Origin of the sequence: Desulfomonile tiedjei DSM 6799 (genome assembly GCF_000266945.1) — a bacterium.
GTDB classification, from domain to species: Bacteria; Desulfobacterota; Desulfomonilia; order Desulfomonilales; family Desulfomonilaceae; genus Desulfomonile; species Desulfomonile tiedjei.
The window spans coordinates 134890-153565 of record NC_018025.1; the positions used below are offsets into that span (position 1 = coordinate 134890).

Sequence of the window (18676 nt, forward strand, 5' to 3'; positions counted from 1 at the left end):
GTCCCGTCAAGTGAAGATCAGGCGAGGTTCGATCCGAGTGTACTGTCCGTTATAAGGTCATGGTCTCCCTCCGGCTGCTTACGTGAATGCCACCTCGCCGGATACCCAATGGTGGTAGAGCTTCCTGAGATTTATGGTCGTGCAAATAAGGTCCCACTGGGCCTTTACGTTGTCGATTCCGGCCACGGTCCATCGCCGAAAGCTTAATGCGCTCTTGATCCAGGCAAACGGTGGCTCGATAATCTTCTTTCGAGTCTTCAGGCGCTCTTTGTTCTCTGGTTTTTCCCTCTTGCTGCGGTGTCGTTCTAGGGCCGCCTCGTAAACGCTGAGGTCTATGAGGCGTCCGTTCTTGCTCTTGGAGCATTTCCAGCGATTGGGACACGTTAGAAAATCCTTGCAGTGATACCTGCGAACCTCATTGTGGTTCTTGCCGTTAATTTTCCGCTGATGAAAAGGCAACAAGCGCCCTTCAGGGCATATGAAGCAATCACGCTCCTGATCAAAGACGAACCGGGATCGGTGATAGAGATCCTCATCCGCACCTCTCTCGGAAACAATTTCCCCTGACGATTTCCCGATAAGAATGCCGTATTCTCGCTCATGGGCCAGACCTATCTGCCCTGAGGAAAAATATCCCCCGTCCGCCACATTTTCCTCTGCCACAGCGCCCAGATTCTCTTTCACCTTGTCGAGCATGGGGACCAATTGCCCGTTGTCGGCCCCATCCGTGACCACATCTGCGGCCACGATAAGGCCGCTCTTTTGGTCGGCAACCGCCTGAGCGTTGTACGACAAGTCTTTGGTCCGGCGATTCTTCATAAAGCGAGCTTCCGGTTCCGAAGGGTGAACTGACTTCTTGTCCGATTCATCCAACTCCTTCAGAGCCTCTTGTATCCGCTGTTTCCGTTTCAATCCGTCTTGCATGGACTGCGGAAGGCGATACTCACCGGTCTCTTCCCGCTCGGCTCTCTCTATCTCAGTCATCGCATCGGCAATCGTGCGGTCCAATCTCTCCGAAACACTTTCCAGAAACCTCTCCAGGTGCTCACGACCCCGAGCCTTGTCGTTGGATGAGACGGCTTGGATCTTGGTCCCGTCCACGGCATGAAGAGCTAGACCGATCAGATCGGCCTTCAGAGCAACACGAATCGACTGTCTGAACAGATGCCTCAATGATTTCTTGTTCGCCTTGAAGAATCGCCATAAGGAATTATGATCCGGAGCATTCATCCCCGTCAGCCAAATCAGCCCCATATTCTCAAGGCAACCCTTTTCAAGCTTACGGGTACTCCTGATCCGATTGAAGTATCCGAAAAGCCACACCTTCAACAGAAGATCTGGCGCATACGGAGGACGTCCTGTATCGCTGTCGGGAACCTCGATTCCCAACTCGGACAGATCCAAGGAATCCACGAAATCTCGGATAAAGCGCGCCGGGTGATCCTTAGCCACCCAGTCTTCCACTGACGGCGGAAACATCAAGATCTGTTCGTAATCGGCCCGGATCTGTTTGCCCATGACAGCCTCGTGGTTGTTGAATTCCTCTCCTTTCTAGTACATCTCTTGGCAAATCGCGAGCCCAAAATGGAGTTTTGAGACAGTTTCTTATTCCCGGCTCCGTTTCGGATGGATCGGCAGGGTTCACAGCGTTCAATCTGCTCAAATCCATGACAATACCATCGATCGGAACAGAGGCCCCTGTGAGAGAAGTCCTGCCTGATGCGACAGTGATCGGAACCGAATGTCGGTTGGCAGCGGTAATCGCCTGAATGACTTCATGTTTATTGGATGGCCGAATCATTCCTTCAGCGTGCCCTCGGAATCTTGACTCGTCTTTCATGAAATCGGTCAAATCCGTTCGAGTTACGGAAATCCCGTGTGCTTTCAACTCTGAAATGAAGTTGTCCAAAGATGACGCCATACATACATCCGTTCAGTCGTGACCTGTAACAGACTCCAATCTCAGCGGAAATAGTAGCAGAAGCGCTGTTCGAATCAAACAGGGGATGTGAAAAAAGCTTGACAATGTGAGTCGGGAATTCGTACGATATTGACACGAAATAAAGAAAAACCGTGTCATAAGATGAACCGACACATAACCAGTACTGACATACTGTTTGAGAGTCACACGTTAAGGCGAGTGCTCGGCCGATTCAAAAGCGCGGTGCCTTACCCTGGAGGAGGTCCACATGACTTTTCCCGTATCAGGTGTTGAGACTGCAATCTGGATTCCACCGCTTGTAGGTTTCGTTATATCGTTTTTCACATCCATGGGAGGAATTTCAGGAGCTTTTCTCATATTGCCGTTTCAGGTCAGTATCCTGGGGTTTACGAGTCCTGCAGTTTCCCCTACGAATCTCGTCTTTAACATCGTCGGTATTCCCAGCGCGGTGTACCGTTATTTTCGTGAAGGCAGAATGAACTGGCCGCTGGCCTGGAACATCATTTTCGGTACGCTTCCAGGATTGGTAGGAGGCATGTTCATCCGCATCTGGTATCTTCCGGACCCGAGAGCATTCAAACTATTTGCTGGAGCAGTTCTCTGTTACATTGGCGGGCGGTTGCTGATCCAGGTACTCACCGATCGAGGCGTTCAGACCGCTGCGAAATCAGCGGAATCGAAAATGAGGCAGCAGGTCTCTGCACGTGCTTCCCATCCAGGTTCCGGGCAGGCTATTCGGACCTTGAGTTGGTCTCTTGCTAAAACGGAATATGAATTCTTCGGCGAGAAATTTTCGTTCCACACAACCGGCCTTTTCATGCTGGCTCTCGTTGTCGGCCTTATCGGCGGAGTTTACGGAATTGGCGGAGGAGCGATTATTGCGCCGTTTATTGTAGCGTTTTTTGGATTGCCGATACACACGATTGCCGGAGCAACGCTCATGGGGACGTGTGTCACTTCCATCGGAGGTGTGCTCCTGTATCAATTCCTCGGGCCTGCTGTTGCTGTACCGGGAATGGCTGTCGCTCCGGATTGGCTCCTGGGGTTCCTCTTCGGCATCGGTGGGTTTGTGGGCATGTATTTTGGAGCTTCTGCTCAAAAGTATGTGCCGGCCTCAATCATCCGACCGGTTCTGGCTATTCTGATAACCGGATTGGGAATCCGCTATGTGATAGGCTATTGCTACTAGAAGGAAAAATCTCGCACGTATATTCCGTGAGGGAGTGCATTATTGTGACGATTGCCGAAAATTCTGACGTCTATCCCATGCTCCAATACATGATGTTAGTGGGGACCGGCATCCCTGCCGGTCCATTCTATCGATATCATTGATTATATGAATATGTGCCGGCACGGAGGCACAGCACCCACCAATATCCCTAATCTTTGATCGGACACTGATTTTGGCAATTGCTAAATACGTTCAACAAAACACGTGTCGGTGTTCTTTTGGGATGGAATCTTTGAGAGAAGGTCTCCGGGTGAATTCCAAGCTTCTCGGGGCAAAGAACGCTTTCATTGGTGCCTGAGAATTCCTTACGCAAATTCCTGCACACCAGGAGTCAACCAGCGCTTTTTTGGTCTTCATTTGTATTGGAAATCTCGGGATCTGCGTCGAAACGGTGAGGGTAAGATTTTCTGAGCACGGATACCACAACTTCTTTGAGGTTATCTATATTATTCCCACGTTTTTCAAGAAATGCCGCGGCTCTCCGAACCGATTCATGGTCCGCGTTATCAGTCATCAAGGTGTGTATCACTACGGGCAGCAGCGGCTTCAAATCCAGGAGCTGTTGGAGCACTTCCGGTCCGCCTGCATAAGGCATCTCGAGATCGAGAATCAACAGATCGGGGTTTGCCTCGGCTTCAATCATCAAAAGCAATTCTCGGTCATCTTTTGCAAGATGGACTACGTACCCCTCTGACATAAATTCTCGGCGGAGAAACTCCCTTACATGCCGATTGCGGTCTGCGATTAAAAGGGTAAACGGGTTTTCCATTGCACTAGTCCTTCCAGATTATGATTGACAAGCAATGGTTGTGCCAACAGAATAGTCCTCTGTTAATCTCGTACAACTGCGTAACCAATCGGTTTTTTTCGGATCGATGCGAACGCGGCCGTCGGGCCACTGTCAATTTTTCTGACAGGTCGTAAAACTTGGATCCGGCGCTTTTGAAATTTCGATATTCATTCTCCATCATTATGAATGGAATTCGCCTACCGAAGCTGCTGATGACTTTTGTGAAAATTGTTTGAACAAACCGGGGATAGAGAAGATTGCTCTTTTGCATGATTTCCGGAAATTTTCGAACCACTGCGCCGAGAAATGTTAGGAGAAAATAACTTGTGAATCTCTATTAATCAGGGTACAAGTACATCAGAAGTACAGGTTTTTCGAGTTGAGGCTTATAAAAGATAATTGAGATAACAAGCCGTGGAATGGGGGACGCTTCACCTTGTCTTAGCGGCTTTTTTTCTGTTTAGATTTTGATACGGAAATGTTTGCCGATGACCCGTGACGTATCTCAAGAAATAATGCTCTACATTGAGGCCGGCTTGACTGACGTGGCATTGAGCGACAAATTCAAGCAGTCTTATGAAGAATTACAGAGTACTCTGTCCGAATTAGTGGATGGAGGAATTCTCGAACCGGCTCCAACTCTCCCCGTGGCTCCCAGGAAGCGGACGATTAAAGCGCAAAATCTTGTAGCAGATATCAAATCCGGTGTATCGTCCGGAGAATTGATGACAATGCATGGATTGTCGCAGAATATGTTAAGAAATGCTCTCAAGAAACTCATTCAAGCGAACAAATTGTATCCTTCCGAGCTTTCAAACGAACTTTGCGGGTATCTCAGGTCTTCTCCACCCGAAAGAACGAGAGAACAAACACGATTCTGTCTGGATTTCGAGCTTCATCTCAGTTTGAAGGGGTCCACCGAGAGTTGTGGAACAATACTAGACATCTCTGAAAAAGGGCTTGGTGTCAAAGGATATACCACCAGGGTTTCAGACGTGGTGAGCTTTGAAATAAGCCACGAAGATTTCATCGAAATCGCACCCTTTTCGTTTGAAGCGGAATGCAGATGGACGAAAACGGAAGCAGATCCCCGTGATTCTCTTTCAGGGTTCAGAATTACCGCAATATCAGACAAAGATGCCGAGGAATTGCGAAAATTGATACAGTTGCTCACACTTTAGCATGTCTCCATTAAGGAGGGATTCATAGAAGCTTGTTGTCGGAAGAGTCGACTACATCTTTCGTTCCGGACTGAACCAAAAAGGGAACAATGGCACCAATTCAGATTCAGGCTGCAAGGCAGAATTTTGACTTATAATTTTCGCATAAGACGAATAATAATCGAGTTCGGAGGGAGGGTTTCAATGTACTGGTGGAATGTGTCCAAACTGGCGGAAGATCTTCGCGAGGGACGAGTGCAGGAAAAGGAGAGGTTCAAGTACTATATTGCAGCTATTCTTATGTACAGCATCGTTTTGGAATTAGCCCCTTTTTTCCCTGAGACGTTTAATATGGTGGAATTTATATCCAGTGCTGTAGGTGTCATTATCACTATCGCAGGAACGATTCTCTGCTATAGAGTCAACAGAAATGGTGACAACACTGATTTCATCGGACGCATGATCTGCCTGAGTTGGCCAGTCAGTATAAAGATTGGGGTGCTGTTCTCGGCTATTTTTATAGTAACAAAAACTTTGTTTCATGCGACGTTTGGCATTGATGCTAATTTCCGTCCTGTTGTGGCTGCATTTGATATGCCTCTAGAGGTCTTTTTCTATTGGCTGCTTTACAAATACGTGAAGCTTGTTGCTCGGCCGAAAGAGGCCGCGAATCCCGATTTGCCTGGTCCAGTGTTCGAGTAAAGTTATTTATCGATTTTGAACCGACTTACCAGAAACGTCAGTTCATTGCCAAGGCCATGCAATTCCCGGGCAGCATCTTCCAGGTCTTGAGCGCTCTCGACATTTTGTAACACTGTCTGTTGAACTCCTGTAATTGACGACGAGATCTCCTCAAGGCCTTTGACCTGCTGATTACTTGAGGATTCAATGGCACTTATGGTGTCCGCAGATCCCGTGAGACTTCCGGCGAGAGACCGAATAGACTGTCCGGCAAGCATGGATTGCTCTGCACCTGCAGAAACTGCATTTTCGGCTGCTTCAGTGGCTTGAATTACACCTAGAACAGAATCGTCGATTTCCTTGAGAAATTTCTGGACACTATCGGTTGACTGCTTGGATTGGCTTGCAAGATTCTTGATTTCCCATGCAACAATGGAAAAACCACGACCGTGATCGCCTGCATGAGCAGCCTCGATTGAAGCATTGACAGCCAACAACTGCGATTGATCGGCAATATCACGCACCGAATCGACAATTTTCTCAATTTCCTGACTTCGGACTTGAAGCTTATCGACTCTTCCTCTGATTCGCAGCATCTGTTCTTTAATAATACCCATATTAAGAGCTGTTTGTTCTGCCGCTGCCACACCGGAATTCGTTACTGCCCCCGCCTGGTCCGAAACGCCTCTTACCTTTTCTGACGAGAGCTGTACCTCCCTTTGAACCTCATGCACAATGTCAGTAGCCTTTTGAACAGCGCCGGAGCTTTCCGAGACCGTTTGGGTGAGGCGGGACACTGCTTTGGAAATGTTATCGCTCGCGTTTGTCAGAACATTAACACCTCTAAGAATTTGCCTGGTCTGGTTTCTTAAATTCTCCATCATCGAACCAAAAGCGGTGACAAGCGTTCCCATTTCGTCATTTCTTGTCGCTGCCGGAAGTTCGACTGTCAAGTCGCCTTCACCTATCTTGATTATCTCGTTTGCCACCCTTGTGATTGGCAATGCCAAGTCTCGAGCCAGGTAAAATGAGAATGCTGCAATCGCAAGTGCGGCAAGCAAACTGACAATGACGATATTCCGGAAAATTGTGGGGACAAAACCAATGACTTCACTCATATCGGCTCCCGCGCCAAACTGCCATCCGAGGCCGGGAAAGTTGCCGAAACCTTTGGGATAGGCGAGCCCCACAATCTTGCTGTCCAACTGATTCGTCTGACGATTCTGAAATGAGTATTCATAATACGCGGCTTCCCGTTTTAATGCTTCCGCCAAATCAGGCAATCCTATTTTGGGACCGGCTACTGCTTCGAGATAATAATCACGGGAAGGGTGAGCAACGACACGCTGGTCACTGTTGATTACGTATACATATCCGGTTTTCCCGACTTTAGTTTCATTGAGAATCGTTTCGACAACAGACCATTTGAGCAGTGCACCCAAGATGCCGACCACTTCGTCGCCAATTTTCACGGGCGTGGCAATTCCTACAGTCCATCCTGAAGACGCAGGGTTGATCTCAGTCACACGAGCATCACGGAACAAATCTCTGAGATACAGTGAGCTTTTGAGACCGTTGACGAACAGAGGGTCAGAAGAAAAATTGAGCCCGAGAAAATTCGGTGAGCTTGCCGCTACGCATATTCCGCGACGGTCCAATAAAAATACAGCTTCATAGGTTTGTGCAAGATGAACGAAATCCCTGAACATATCATTCGCATGTTCGCGGGCTTCAGCAATCTCCAGGGACTCCAGGACCGTGTTCGATTTGGCCCATACCAACTGATCGCCGACTCGATCGTTCATGTACACGTTGACTGCATTCGCTGCCGAATGCGCTAAAGCAGACATCTCTCGGATGGCGGTCTCCTGCGCGCCGACAACGATAGTGCGATAAGCCACCAGAGATGCTACAACCAGCGGAATCAGCGACATGGTAAGGAAATAAACGAGCAGGCGATTTCGCAAACTGCTGAACAGGACTCCGAAACGAAAATTCCATTTCATAAGAAGCCTCATCTATGAAATCGATCGGTAGGGAACATTTCGGTCACGCGGTCCAATAGTGTTACACATGAATACAGAAAGCGAAGTTAAATCTACGTTTTTATAAAGCACCTTTCGATTTCATATTCTCAGTGATAAGTTGCGGTAGGCCTTAATTAAACCGGGCGCTGCTCCTCTAATATGAGCACAATGTAAGCACACCCCTCTTTCAACTATCACTCAAATAGCTTTTCGTAGTCAAAGAAATTCTGTGAAATATGTACATCTTCAGTTTCGATCATAACAAAAAGCAGTGTTTGAAACCGCATTTGTACAGATAACGGTCTCGTGGAGCGCATTATCACGAGCGCGCTAACGAGCGGTGAAAAATGGATAACGTTCTCGCAATCCTAGTCAAATACGTGACATTTTTGTCACTCGATTTTGCCCTATAGATACACAATGCTTTGCCCGAATAGCTGAAGTTGAAAAGGAGCCTTGATAAATAAAACGATGCGATTGTTTTGTTCTCGTTATCGTTGTGTGAAATATTCATCGGAAAGAAGCACGGATGTCGAATGATCATCCCATCTCCAGAAGAGAAGACTGACACTGACACTTGATCACCACGTGTAAGATTTTGCGGTATGATGGTATAATAAAAATTTGGCGTTTTTGTGCATCGAGCACGCATACATGAGAATACTAGTTTTTAGGTCCCTGGATGTCACATAGCACTTCTTCACCAGAATCCGGAACGGAGCTCGAGAAAAATATTCCGATCCTCTTCAAGCCTCTTTTGACAGAGGGCGTGGTGGTTCGTACGGTCGATTCCGGAGATCCCATTACCCGATCGGGAGCCAACGACCGCATTCTATGCATTTTGTCGGGCCGCGCCCAGGTTGTGCTGGGTTACCGCGCAGCCCAGGAAGTCATTGTAGAGAGCCTTGAACCAGGAGATGTCTTCGGAGACCTCGGATTTCTTACAGGACGTCGCTGGCCGGTCGATGCGGGTCTTGTGGCCACAGAGCCCACAGAAGTGCTGGAAATATCGGTGAACACATTTCAGCGGCTGTTGCGTGAAAACCCTGAATTCACCGTGGCTTTGCTGAAATCTTTGGGAAAGAAGACTATCCGGGTCGATCGGCTTGAATTCTCATCAGCCGAGACAACTGAGACCGGTCCTGCGTCGGTCTGTGCGTATCCCTCCCACCCGGGCATTCCCCATGATGTGCAATTACGATTTCAGGCTCTGGCTATCTCAAACGAATCCGTATTGATCATCGGCGAGACCGGTGTCGGAAAGGATGTCCTGGCGTACGCCATATTTGACGCAGCAGCCAGGAATAACGAGGTCCTGGTTCCGGTTAACGTGAAACAGATCGGCACCGAGTCGTTTTTTCTTCACACAAAAGCCGGCCCCTCTTCAAAGGAACGCGGCCTCGCGATGGATCAAATATGGGCACTGTTTGGTAGAGAAATCGTCCTCCGTGCCGACGGTACGACGAGAATTTTACCGGGATATTTGGATCTGGCCCGGGAAGGCACGCTCTTTGTGCGGGGGGCTCATCTCTTAAGCGCAGTGGCCCAGCAGAAGCTGCTCGATGCGTTAAAAACACAGTTTTACTGTCCAATGGGTGGCAATGAGAGGATTAGGGCGGATTTTCGTCTGATATGCACGACAGAACTGAATCCTTCACAATTTAGTCCGGACCGTCATCCACTTCTCTATGAGCTTCAGCGGACCGCTCTCATCATTCCGCCACTCAGAGAGCGACGCACGGTTATCCCTGCACTTGCAGCACACTATCTGACCCATTACGCACGGGAAGTTAACAAGCGACCACCTGAATTAGAGGACATTACTCTGAAGGCCATGGTCGATTATTCCTGGCCCGGAAACGACCTGGAACTCGCCAATGCGATGCGAAGATCCGTTCTGATCACTCCCGGCAGCACGGTGCGTCGGCAAGACTTGACCTTCGACAAACAGAGAACCGAACGTGGAACGCGGTACAATCTGCTGAAACTCAAACCGATTCGACAAGCGCTGGTGAGTCCTTTGTTTCCCGCTATCCTGCAGAGTGCATTCTTGCCTGTTTTTTTGGGCATAGTATTGCTTCTGTTCCTGGGGCCTGCCGATGCTTCGAAAAATTTGGCAGCCGTTATCATGTGGTCTCTTGCTTGGCCGTCAGTTATTCTGGGCGCATTTTTCGGGGCAAGAGTCTCCTGCAGCATTTGCGCAATTGGAGCCTTGAGCACGCTCGCGAAACGGATTGTTTCCCTGGAATTGGAATTCCCTGAAAGCCTCAGGATGCGCAGCGATTTCCTTATCGCGGGCGGAATTCTTTTCATTATATGGCTGGAATCAGTCCTGAATATGAGGAGTTCCCCGTCCAGTCTGGGGATGCTCCTGGTAACCATGTTCCTGGTGGCATTCGTGCTGAATACGCTCTTTGCACGTCAAACGTGGTGCCGGTATTTATGTCCGTTGGGTGGCATGACAGGTCTTTTCGCAAGGACTTCCATGATAGAGTTGAGAGCCGATAGTGCCATATGCCTATCGGAGTGCAGTTCCCACGAGTGCTATTATGGCAGCAGAAAAACGGAAGGCTGTCCGTTCGGACAGGTTGTCGCCACGCTCCATAGCAATCAGTTCTGCAAAATCTGTGGTAACTGCGTGAAGAGCTGTCCGTACAATGCGGTGAATCTGAATGTACGTATACCCGGTCATGAGCTGGGAGAAGTGCGCCACGTACGGACCGGAACAGGATTCCTGGTGCTCGCGCTGAATGGGGCGCTCCTGAGTGATATTATCACCCGAACATCCTTTTACGACAAACTCACGGATTGGCTTCCCGTATCGGGCACTCTGAAGTTCACTATTGTCTATATCGGCTTCATTGTGGCAGTGAATGCGATAGCATTGATTGCTTCCTTGCTGTCACACCGTGCTTTTAGAGAGAGATATTGGGAAAATTATTCGCGGTTCGCTCTGTCGCTTCTTCCCCTGACCTGCGCAGGGTTTCTCGCGTTCCATCTGTATTATTTCTTTGCTCTCTGGCCCGATCTCTTACAGTTGTTAGGCAAATACTCCGGAGTAGATGCACTTGCGGGACCGGTTTCCTCTATATCGGGATCGTTCATCACGCGTGTGCAGCAAATCGTCATTTTGGGCGGATGCCTCTGGTCGCTGGTAACCATGTCCAGGTTAGGCGCATCATCTCCGCGAGGACGCTTTCGCAGGCGCTGGGGAGTGCTGCCTCATATAGCGCTCGACATCATTCTCGCAGGGCTGTTGCTTATCGCCATGATGAATGCCTTTCCGGAATGACAAACATACCTCCTGCCCGATACAAGTTCTTCATTCGTATTGACGAAACGTGAGCTCACTGTAAAGACGTTGAAAAAACTTGACGTGAGCCGTCGAAATTGATCCACTTATATCGATTCGCAATCGAAGAGTAAAATCGGGGCAACCCTTCTTATAAGAAGTGTTTCCCCGAGCCCCTTCCCAAGAATTTCTAGCATTCGCCTAAATCTCGGTTTTCTCAAAAACCGAGATTTAGGCAAGTGTTAAAAGTTTTTGGAGGGGTCCGGGGAACCTTTTTACAAAAAGGTTCCCCGGATCTTGCTGCTACGATTGCGAATCGGTACCTATGGGAGGCGTTATGATGAGAATCATTCTTTTAATTATAGTTGCAGGTTGTCTCGTTTCTACGTCTGCATTTGCTCAGCAGTGGCTGCTGGTAAAAGACAAGTCCGGCAAATGCGAAATCATGCGTACAAAGCCTGACATCACGATCATCGAGGGACCTTTTCGCTCCAAAGCTGAAGCTGAAAAGGCTTTGAAGGAAGTCTGCGGACCGGAGAAGATGCATCCTCCGAAATAGCGCGGCCGGTCTATCCTGACGGAAAGCTCAGTTTCTACCGTGCACGGGCCTTATGCATCCGGTTTGCTTTCACGAGAAGATTATCCGAACGACCTTTTGTAAATCCACGCGGAGACAACTGGTCTCAAGGCATTTGAGGGGAGAAAGTTGCCATGAAAAAAGGATGTCTAGCAGGTTTATTGTTGAGTTTAGTATTTCTGATCCTGCTGGGGCAAGCGTTCGCCGAAGATCGGAACCTCACTGTTTACGCGTACAGGTATAATTTTGGCGATAACCGGTGGGCGGTTATGTTGAATTTCAACCATCCGGTTTTTCCCTCCAATTTAACCGGAGCAACTACTGTCACTGCCGAAAAATCCGGAGAACAATTCGACCTGGTGGATCCTGCCACCGATCGTCCCGCTTCTGCTCCGTCCAAACGATTTATCCTGGTAGGCAAAAAGAGTTTCACCAAGCCGGTTTCCATTACCATCGCCATAGAAAAGAGTCTTACCGATTCCTCAGGCCGCTTTTTGCTCGAGAAGCCATTCAGTTACCAGTTCTTGTCTGTTACCACTGTTTATGTAACGAATTTCAGCACCTTTTACAGATCGAAAACCGATAAAGGCGTAAAGTTTTCTACAACCGAATCAATCAGTGAAGACGAGTTCTCCAAAATCGCACTTGAAATTGTCCCGCAAGTTCCCAATATGAAAGTCTCTCGTCAGGGATTTCAAAATTATCAAATCACGGGAAATTTCGAGTTCGGCCGCAATTATAAGTTAAAAATTGCCCCGGTAGCCGTCAGTGGTGGAAAAGCTGTACTGGAAGCCAAAGAATTCAGTTTCACCGGTCCGGGAATAAAGCCGGATATAAGCATAAAGACCGACCGTTCCATCGTAGAATTGCGCGGCCGTCAGCTTATGTCTCTGACTCTTTCCAATGTGGACAAGGTCAGGTGCGAGTTGACCCGCGTCCCTGCTTTTCTGTTGCCTGAAGCGTCAGGGCAAAATTCAGGAGGAAAGCAAACAGCGAAATTTAACCTGGAATCACAAATCGCGGAATTGAAAAAACTGTCCGGCATCAGTCCGCTGTTCCTCTCGGAATCGTCGCAGGATTCGGAAGTCTTCTTTGCCAAAGAAGGAAAAGATCATGTGTATCCTTTTTCCATACCCCTTGCATTCAGGAAGAATCCTGATGACGGCGGTGCCTGGTTAGTATCGTTCAAAGACCCGGACAACAATTTCCACGGCGCAGCTTCACGGTTGGTCCAGATAACCGATCTGTCCATTACGTACAAGTCTTCTCCCAAGAATCTCCTGTTATGGGTAACCACATTGTATGCAGGACAGCCTGTACCGGGAGCCGAGGTGCTTCTTTCTACTGTTGACGGGGCCAAATTTTTCCCAGGTAAGACAGACGAGAACGGCTGCCTGATTATCAGCGAGGGTCAAGAAGTCCCCTCTGTGGATGCATCGGGAACTCTGACAAAAAGGCAGCTTCTGCTCGCCAGTGTAGGGTGGGCTGTAGCCGCGACGCCAACGGATTCCTGCGGTCTGCAGTTGAATGGCTTTGAACTCAAACCTTTTACCGTGACTCCTCAGAAGGCTGTTAAAGACTCGGTGGATTCGTACACGGGGTACGCCTTTACGGAACGGGGAGTGTACAAGCCGGGAGAAACCGTACATTTCAAATTTCTTGCCCGCGGGTACGAACAGAACAAGATTATCTCGCCTGTCGGCAAAAAGGTGCATATCGAGATAACGGACCCGCGTGATGAGGTGAGCTACAGCAAAAATTTGGAGCTGAACGAGTACGGCTCGTGCTGGGACACATTTGAAGTGAAAAGCTTCTTTCCCGTGGGAACTTACAACCTCAAAGCATCGATTGTCCGATCCGAGGGCAAAACCAACACCTTCTCCACTACCTTTATGGTCCAGGAATTCAAGAGAATCAAACATTATGCGTCGCTCTTTCTGAAACAGAAACGGGTGACCGGCGCATTCGTAGGGGTCAAACGAGACGAGGATTTCCTTGTTGCGGACATTTCAGGACAGTACTACACCGGCGGGCCCGTGAAGCACGGAAAAGTGCGGTGGAAAGCTACTCTGGTCCCGGCCGTGAACAAGGTGAAAGAATGGGACGCCTTCTTCTTCGGCAACGAGAGCGACACAACGCAGTTCATGGAATCCGGCGAATCCATGCTGGATTCCCAGGGCAAGCTGAGTGTTTCAATCCCGCTCGATGCGCGATTGCTGACAGGAATCTATGGAGTGGAAGTGTCCGCTACTGTGCTCGACGTGGATGGTGAGCCTGCAACGGAAGTCACAACATACAATCCCATTCCAAACGTGATGGTCGGTGTCTCGGATCATCCCAAACAGGTGCAGACAGGATATTCAGCTCCTCTCAGAATCGTGGTGGTGGACCGCGAGGGGAAAAGTGTCAAAAGCGGCACGCTTGAAGTCGGTATTTTGAAACAAGATTATTACTACACTGAGAAACGCGACGATGAGGGTAGTGTGAGCGAATCATGGGAAGAAGGATGGATGAAGACTCTTACTACCCAGGTTTCCCTCACCGATGGCCAGGCAGTGTTCCAGCCTGAATTCAACGAGGGTGGAAGCTATATGCTGTCCTTCACGTACGCTGACGATCTGGGAAAATACACGACTCAGATTGTATTCAAGGTGGGATGGCAAGAATATGACACCTGGGCGCGGGAAAACCTGAAAACAGGGCCGCGAACCGGTCGCGAAATCCTTCTTTCCCTCAACAAAAAGGAATACAAGGTCGGCGATCAACTCAGTGCGCAATTCAGTATTCCGCGACCGGTGAAGAAGTGTCTGGTCACCGTGGAAAAGAGCGGGATTCTCGAATACCGGGTTGTGGATGTGAACGGGACGAATGGAAGCTTTCAAATCACTACATCCAAAGAGTTCCAGCCGAATGCTTACATTTCCGTGTTTGCACCCGCAGGAAGAGCAGGATTTCCGGTTTACACCAGCCAGGTAGATTCCGATATCCCTATGATCTACTTCGGTTATGCGAATGTCGCGGTTCGGAGTGAAGCTCAGAGTCTTCGGGTCGAGATTCAACCGTCCACGGCCGATCTCAAAGGGAGACCGGGAGAAAAGAAGGTTCTCGATTTTCATGTGACCGATCAGGCGAACAAGGGCATTGTTTCGGAAATGGCGGTTTGCGTGGTGGACGAAGCAGTGCTGGCACTTACCCGTTTTCAGACCCCAACTCTGTCTTCTTTGGCTCAGTTCACTCTTCCGCTTGGGGTTTTCTCCGGAGACTTGCGCCTGGGCCTAGTGAGTCAGGACCTCTATCGCCTGCTCTCCACCAAACCGCTCACGGGTGGCGGCATGGGGCTGGGAGAAGTGAATCCCACGCTGCGCAAAGATTTCAGGCCGGTGGCTTATTTCAATCCGGCAGTGGTGACGGATGCGACGGGGAAAGCTACCGTAGAGTTCACTCTACCGGACACGACCACTTCTTATCGCGTGTATGCCGTGGTCTGCGACAAACAGGCAGGATTCGCTTCGGCACAGCGGAATATGGTTGTGACCAAGGAATTTTTCGTGGAACCTTCATTGCCGCGATTTCTGGTTCCCGGGGATAAGGTCACATTTCCTCTGGTGCTGCACAACAAAACCGCTGACAAGGGGCATGCAGAAATCCGTTCCGAGGCTTCCGGAGATCTCGAATTGCGCGTCCTGCAACCGGGTATTTCACTCGAACCCTGGTCAAGTGCTGTAATCAAGGCTTCAGCGCACGCTCTGGGCGGAACGGCCGCTAAAGGCGTCATGCGATTCTCCGGGAATTTCACCGCGGATAAGGCTAAATTTACCGATGCCATTGAACTGACACTACCCATTCATTCGCGATTTCTCCCCGTGAACAAAACTCAGATCGGGGATTTTACGCAAAAAACGCAGGTAAATGTGTCTTTTCCGGATGCAATCAGACATATGGACCCGGGTAGCATCAATCCGGCGGATTTCAAGGCAAACATCATCTTGAGCATGACAAACTGGAGCAAGTTAACTCCCGGATTGAGATATTTGCTGCATTTTCCGTACGGTTGCATCGAACAGACCAGCTCCGGCGTAATTCCGCTGGCGGCCCTGCGAGGACTCGTACAGTCGGGGACGATTCCCGGTATCCGCATTGCGGAAGTAGACAAATTCCTGACGTCCGGGGTGAACCGGCTTCTTTCCATGCAGTTGCCTACAGGTGGTTTCGTGTACTGGCCCGGCCAGACGGAAGTCTCATGGTGGGGCACGATGTATGCTACTTTTGCGTTAATGGTAGCAAAGGATGGCGGGTTTGCTGTGCCGGAAGACAGACTTGCGAAGGCATTGAATTTCCTCGAGGACAAGCTTTTCGATAAGAATGAAACAGACCGGTACCACGGCTCGGCATGGACGAAAGAACTTGCACTCTTCAATCTCTCTCAGGGAGGCAGGTTGACCGCTCAGGATCTCGATCGGTTCATGGCAACCTATGGTTCACTCTCGAACGAAGGAAAAGCCCTGCTGATTCTTGCAGCAAAGAAGATCAAGCTCCTGCCGGATGCGAAGCTCGTACAGATGGTCAAGCAACTGGAACCGAAGGTGGATGCTCACAGGAGCAACTACACGGATTCTTCGTACCGTGAGATTGCTTTGTGCCTTCTGGCTGCGGTGGAAACCAAGGCGGACCGGGAAAAAGCAAATACGTGGGCAGGTCTCTTGATTCGGGGACTTAAACCTGAAGGCCGGTGGTTTTCCACTGCAGACACTGGCTGGTGCTTGTTTGCATTGAGCAAGTATTATCGAACCGTGCACCAGGAAAAACTGCACGCTACAAAAATAGTTCTCGATTACGGTGATAAGCCCAAAGAATTCACGCTTTCCAATGCTTCCGAATCATTGGAACTCGACCCCAAAGCGCTCGTCAAATCAGGAAAGTTGAGTATTCAGAGCGACTCCAAATCACTGATCGGTTACACGTTGAATTTTCAGTATCCTGATGTGGTGACCGATCCTGCTCATTTGAGCAACGGATTCACACTCACCAAACGCATGGAAAACCTGAACGGCAAGGAAGAGATCCGTGTGGGCGACGTGATCAGGGTCACGCTTGAAATGGATCTCCGCGATCCTGCGAAAAGACGTGATTACGGCAAGCTCGAGTATCTTGCCCTGGAAGATCCTGTCCCGGCAGGTATAGTCCCCATCAATTCCGACCTGAAAACCGAAGGAGTGGACAGTTCCCAATCCAAGCCCGAGGGTTACGGACCGGATTGGATGGACAACTTTACTCCAAGCTACTTTGAGTTCCGCGACGACGGAGTCCGTGTTTTCAAAGACACGGCCTGGACCGGCCGCTACAAGTACTCATACCTTGCTCGTGCAACCGCGGAAGGCGAATTTTGGATGCGAGGCTCGAGAATTTCGCTCATGTATCATCCGGAACGGTTCGGCAAGACATTAGGAAAGAAAGTGATTATTTTGCCGGCTCAGTAAACGCAGTATGTGCTGAATGCGACTTGTATCCGGTCCGGCTATTCAGCAACTCGGTTCGCTTTCATGAACCTAATTGGGCCGGCTCATATGCGGGCCGCACCGACTCATGGTAGGGTACGGAGTCTCTGCCGGACCATTGATTTCATTAATTTATTCGCGAACGGTATATGATGTTGTCATTGCGAGGAGCGGAGCGACGTGGCAATCTCCTGACTACGAGCCTGCATTCGGGGGATTGCTTCAGGGTCTGGCATCGCAATGACGTGCTGACATAGCACCGAGCAGAAGCTGGAATGAGATGAGTCATTAGGAAGGATCTCTTGCTTTCCCCAAAATTTAAGAGGTAGTAATTGTGATGACAAAGTGGGCGTACGAGTTTCTCGGCCTTGTGCTGTGGATTATTTTCGTGCATTTGATAGCACCGGATATTTCGCATGTAAGAAGTTTGCTGGCTAGCTTAATTGGATACTTCGCAGTCTGTTCGATAGCACGTGCTTTCAGTGCGAGAGACTCGCGTGTTGGGGAAGAAGAGAAGCCACAAAGCGAATGATGTATCTCATCCCGAATCTAGTCTGTGCGGATCTAGACGTCAAATTGCGGGAGGCTTGATGCGTAGGCTAGTTATTATTTCATTCATAGGCTGCCTCATAATCTTAGTTACACTGGCGACCGCATTTTTTTATTCCGTACCGTCTCAAGGCCCGCATAATCCACTCACTGTAGCTGCCCGAGAAGGAGATCTGAAGAGAACGAAACAACTTCTCAGAGAGGGCGCCTCAATAAATGCAGGTGATCCTGATGGCATGACTGCCCTCATTTGGGCATTAAGTTGGAAGCAACTAGAAGTTGCCAAGTTCCTCATCGATAAGGGTGCTGACGTGAATCGTCCCGACATGTATGGACGAACTCCTCTCGCATTAGCTTTTGGTACTGATAATCTTGAAATTATTGAGTTCTTGGTGAAAAGTGGAGCCCACGTGAATGGTGACATAATGCATCGAGGAACCAGGTACAAAACAACACCCCTGCTCTTGGCAATACGGAAGAACCACTGGGATATTGTTAAACTTTTGGTTGAAAAAGATGCGGACGTCAATGCCCGAGATAGTCTCTCAGGAGAAACAGCTCTTATGGCGGCATCGCGGAAAGGCAATCTCGAATTGGTTAAGCTTCTTCTGCATAAGGGGGCCGATGTCAATGCGAAAGACCGTATAGGCGAGTCTGCATTGATGTTGGCATGCGGAAGATCATTGGAATTGACCAGAATTCTTCTGAGAAAAGGGGCTGACCCTAACGCCAGGGGAGGCAAAGAGGGAGAAACGACTTTGAGCCGAGCAAAAAACGATGAAATAGCCGATCTGTTGCGTGCAGCAGGTGGAAAGTAACCTGCTTCGAACTCGCCCCACTCATTGACTCATGCCGGGCCGTACAATATGCTGAGAAGAGGCTCTCAAATCTGAAAGGAAAATTACGAAAAGGAGGGAGATCGCACTGAGACA

11 protein-coding genes are annotated in these 18676 nt (G+C 49.3%); 7 read left to right on the forward strand and 4 right to left on the reverse strand.

Going from position 1 to position 18676, the window contains the following annotated elements:
* Positions 1-78: 78 nt before the first annotated feature.
* A complete protein-coding gene (locus DESTI_RS00570) occupies positions 79-1518 on the reverse strand; it encodes an IS1182 family transposase (RefSeq protein ID WP_014808019.1) in 1440 nt (479 codons plus the stop codon).
* Positions 1445-1921: an FAD-binding oxidoreductase gene (locus tag DESTI_RS29625; RefSeq protein ID WP_083846572.1), complete on the reverse strand. Its 477-nt coding sequence runs from the start codon at positions 1919-1921 to the stop codon at positions 1445-1447. Before DESTI_RS29625 ends, DESTI_RS00570 begins: the two co-directional genes overlap by 74 nt.
* Before the next feature lie 268 nt (positions 1922-2189).
* Between DESTI_RS29625 and DESTI_RS00575 the strand changes: the two genes are divergently transcribed.
* Complete coding sequence (locus DESTI_RS00575) at positions 2190-3131, forward strand: sulfite exporter TauE/SafE family protein (RefSeq protein ID WP_014808020.1); 942 nt, start codon at positions 2190-2192, stop codon at positions 3129-3131.
* 373 nt (positions 3132-3504) lie between these two features.
* Here DESTI_RS00575 and DESTI_RS28200 read toward each other — a convergent pair whose 3' ends face one another.
* Positions 3505-3942 carry a response regulator gene (locus DESTI_RS28200; RefSeq protein ID WP_014808021.1) on the reverse strand — a complete coding sequence of 146 codons (438 nt, stop codon included), beginning with the start codon at positions 3940-3942 and terminating at the stop codon, positions 3505-3507.
* 509 nt (positions 3943-4451) lie between these two features.
* Here DESTI_RS28200 and DESTI_RS00590 point away from each other — a divergent pair.
* Both DESTI_RS00590 and DESTI_RS00595 read left to right on the forward strand, forming a co-directional pair.
* Positions 4452-5144 carry a PilZ domain-containing protein gene (locus DESTI_RS00590; protein ID WP_014808022.1) on the forward strand — a complete coding sequence of 231 codons (693 nt, stop codon included), beginning with the start codon at positions 4452-4454 and terminating at the stop codon, positions 5142-5144.
* Positions 5145-5327: 183 nt separating this feature from the next.
* On the forward strand, positions 5328-5825 hold the full coding sequence (locus DESTI_RS00595) for a hypothetical protein (protein ID WP_014808023.1): 498 nt from the start codon (positions 5328-5330) through the stop codon (positions 5823-5825).
* Positions 5826-5827: 2 nt separating this feature from the next.
* Here DESTI_RS00595 and DESTI_RS00600 read toward each other — a convergent pair whose 3' ends face one another.
* The gene (locus tag DESTI_RS00600; protein ID WP_014808024.1) at positions 5828-7810 is read right to left on the reverse strand and encodes a methyl-accepting chemotaxis protein; all 1983 of its coding nucleotides are present in this window, start codon (positions 7808-7810) and stop codon (positions 5828-5830) included.
* A 793-nt stretch (positions 7811-8603) separates the two neighbouring features.
* Between DESTI_RS00600 and DESTI_RS00605 the strand changes: the two genes are divergently transcribed.
* The 4 genes from DESTI_RS00605 to DESTI_RS00625 all read left to right on the forward strand — a co-directional run bounded on the left by DESTI_RS00605 (position 8604) and on the right by DESTI_RS00625 (position 18562).
* The gene (locus DESTI_RS00605) at positions 8604-11123 is read left to right on the forward strand and encodes a sigma 54-interacting transcriptional regulator (protein WP_169316361.1); all 2520 of its coding nucleotides are present in this window, start codon (positions 8604-8606) and stop codon (positions 11121-11123) included.
* A gap of 337 nt (positions 11124-11460) precedes the next feature.
* Positions 11461-11682 (forward strand): hypothetical protein, encoded by a 222-nt coding sequence (locus DESTI_RS00610; RefSeq protein WP_041285851.1) that lies wholly within the window; start codon positions 11461-11463, stop codon positions 11680-11682.
* Positions 11683-11834: 152 nt separating this feature from the next.
* On the forward strand, positions 11835-17177 hold the full coding sequence (locus DESTI_RS00615; protein WP_014808028.1) for an alpha-2-macroglobulin family protein: 5343 nt from the start codon (positions 11835-11837) through the stop codon (positions 17175-17177).
* 608 nt (positions 17178-17785) lie between these two features.
* Complete coding sequence (locus DESTI_RS00625; protein WP_014808030.1) at positions 17786-18562, forward strand: ankyrin repeat domain-containing protein; 777 nt, start codon at positions 17786-17788, stop codon at positions 18560-18562.
* Positions 18563-18676 lie beyond the last annotated feature (114 nt).

Bases quoted from the DNA above. Each gene is read 5' to 3' on its own strand.
- DESTI_RS00610 (WP_041285851.1), top strand. From the start codon at position 11,461: ATGATGAGAATCATTCTTTTAATTATAGTTGCAGGTTGTCTCGTTTCT.
- DESTI_RS00590 (WP_014808022.1), top strand. From the start codon at position 4,452: ATGACCCGTGACGTATCTCAAGAAATAATGCTCTACATTGAGGCCGGC.
- DESTI_RS00570 (WP_014808019.1), bottom strand. From the start codon at position 1,518: ATGGGCAAACAGATCCGGGCCGATTACGAACAGATCTTGATGTTTCCG.
- DESTI_RS00575 (WP_014808020.1), top strand. From the start codon at position 2,190: ATGACTTTTCCCGTATCAGGTGTTGAGACTGCAATCTGGATTCCACCG.
- DESTI_RS00595 (WP_014808023.1), top strand. From the start codon at position 5,328: ATGTACTGGTGGAATGTGTCCAAACTGGCGGAAGATCTTCGCGAGGGA.
- DESTI_RS00600 (WP_014808024.1), bottom strand. From the start codon at position 7,810: ATGAAATGGAATTTTCGTTTCGGAGTCCTGTTCAGCAGTTTGCGAAAT.
- DESTI_RS00625 (WP_014808030.1), top strand. From the start codon at position 17,786: ATGCGTAGGCTAGTTATTATTTCATTCATAGGCTGCCTCATAATCTTA.
- DESTI_RS28200 (WP_014808021.1), bottom strand. From the start codon at position 3,942: ATGGAAAACCCGTTTACCCTTTTAATCGCAGACCGCAATCGGCATGTA.
- DESTI_RS29625 (WP_083846572.1), bottom strand. From the start codon at position 1,921: ATGGCGTCATCTTTGGACAACTTCATTTCAGAGTTGAAAGCACACGGG.
- DESTI_RS00615 (WP_014808028.1), top strand. From the start codon at position 11,835: ATGAAAAAAGGATGTCTAGCAGGTTTATTGTTGAGTTTAGTATTTCTG.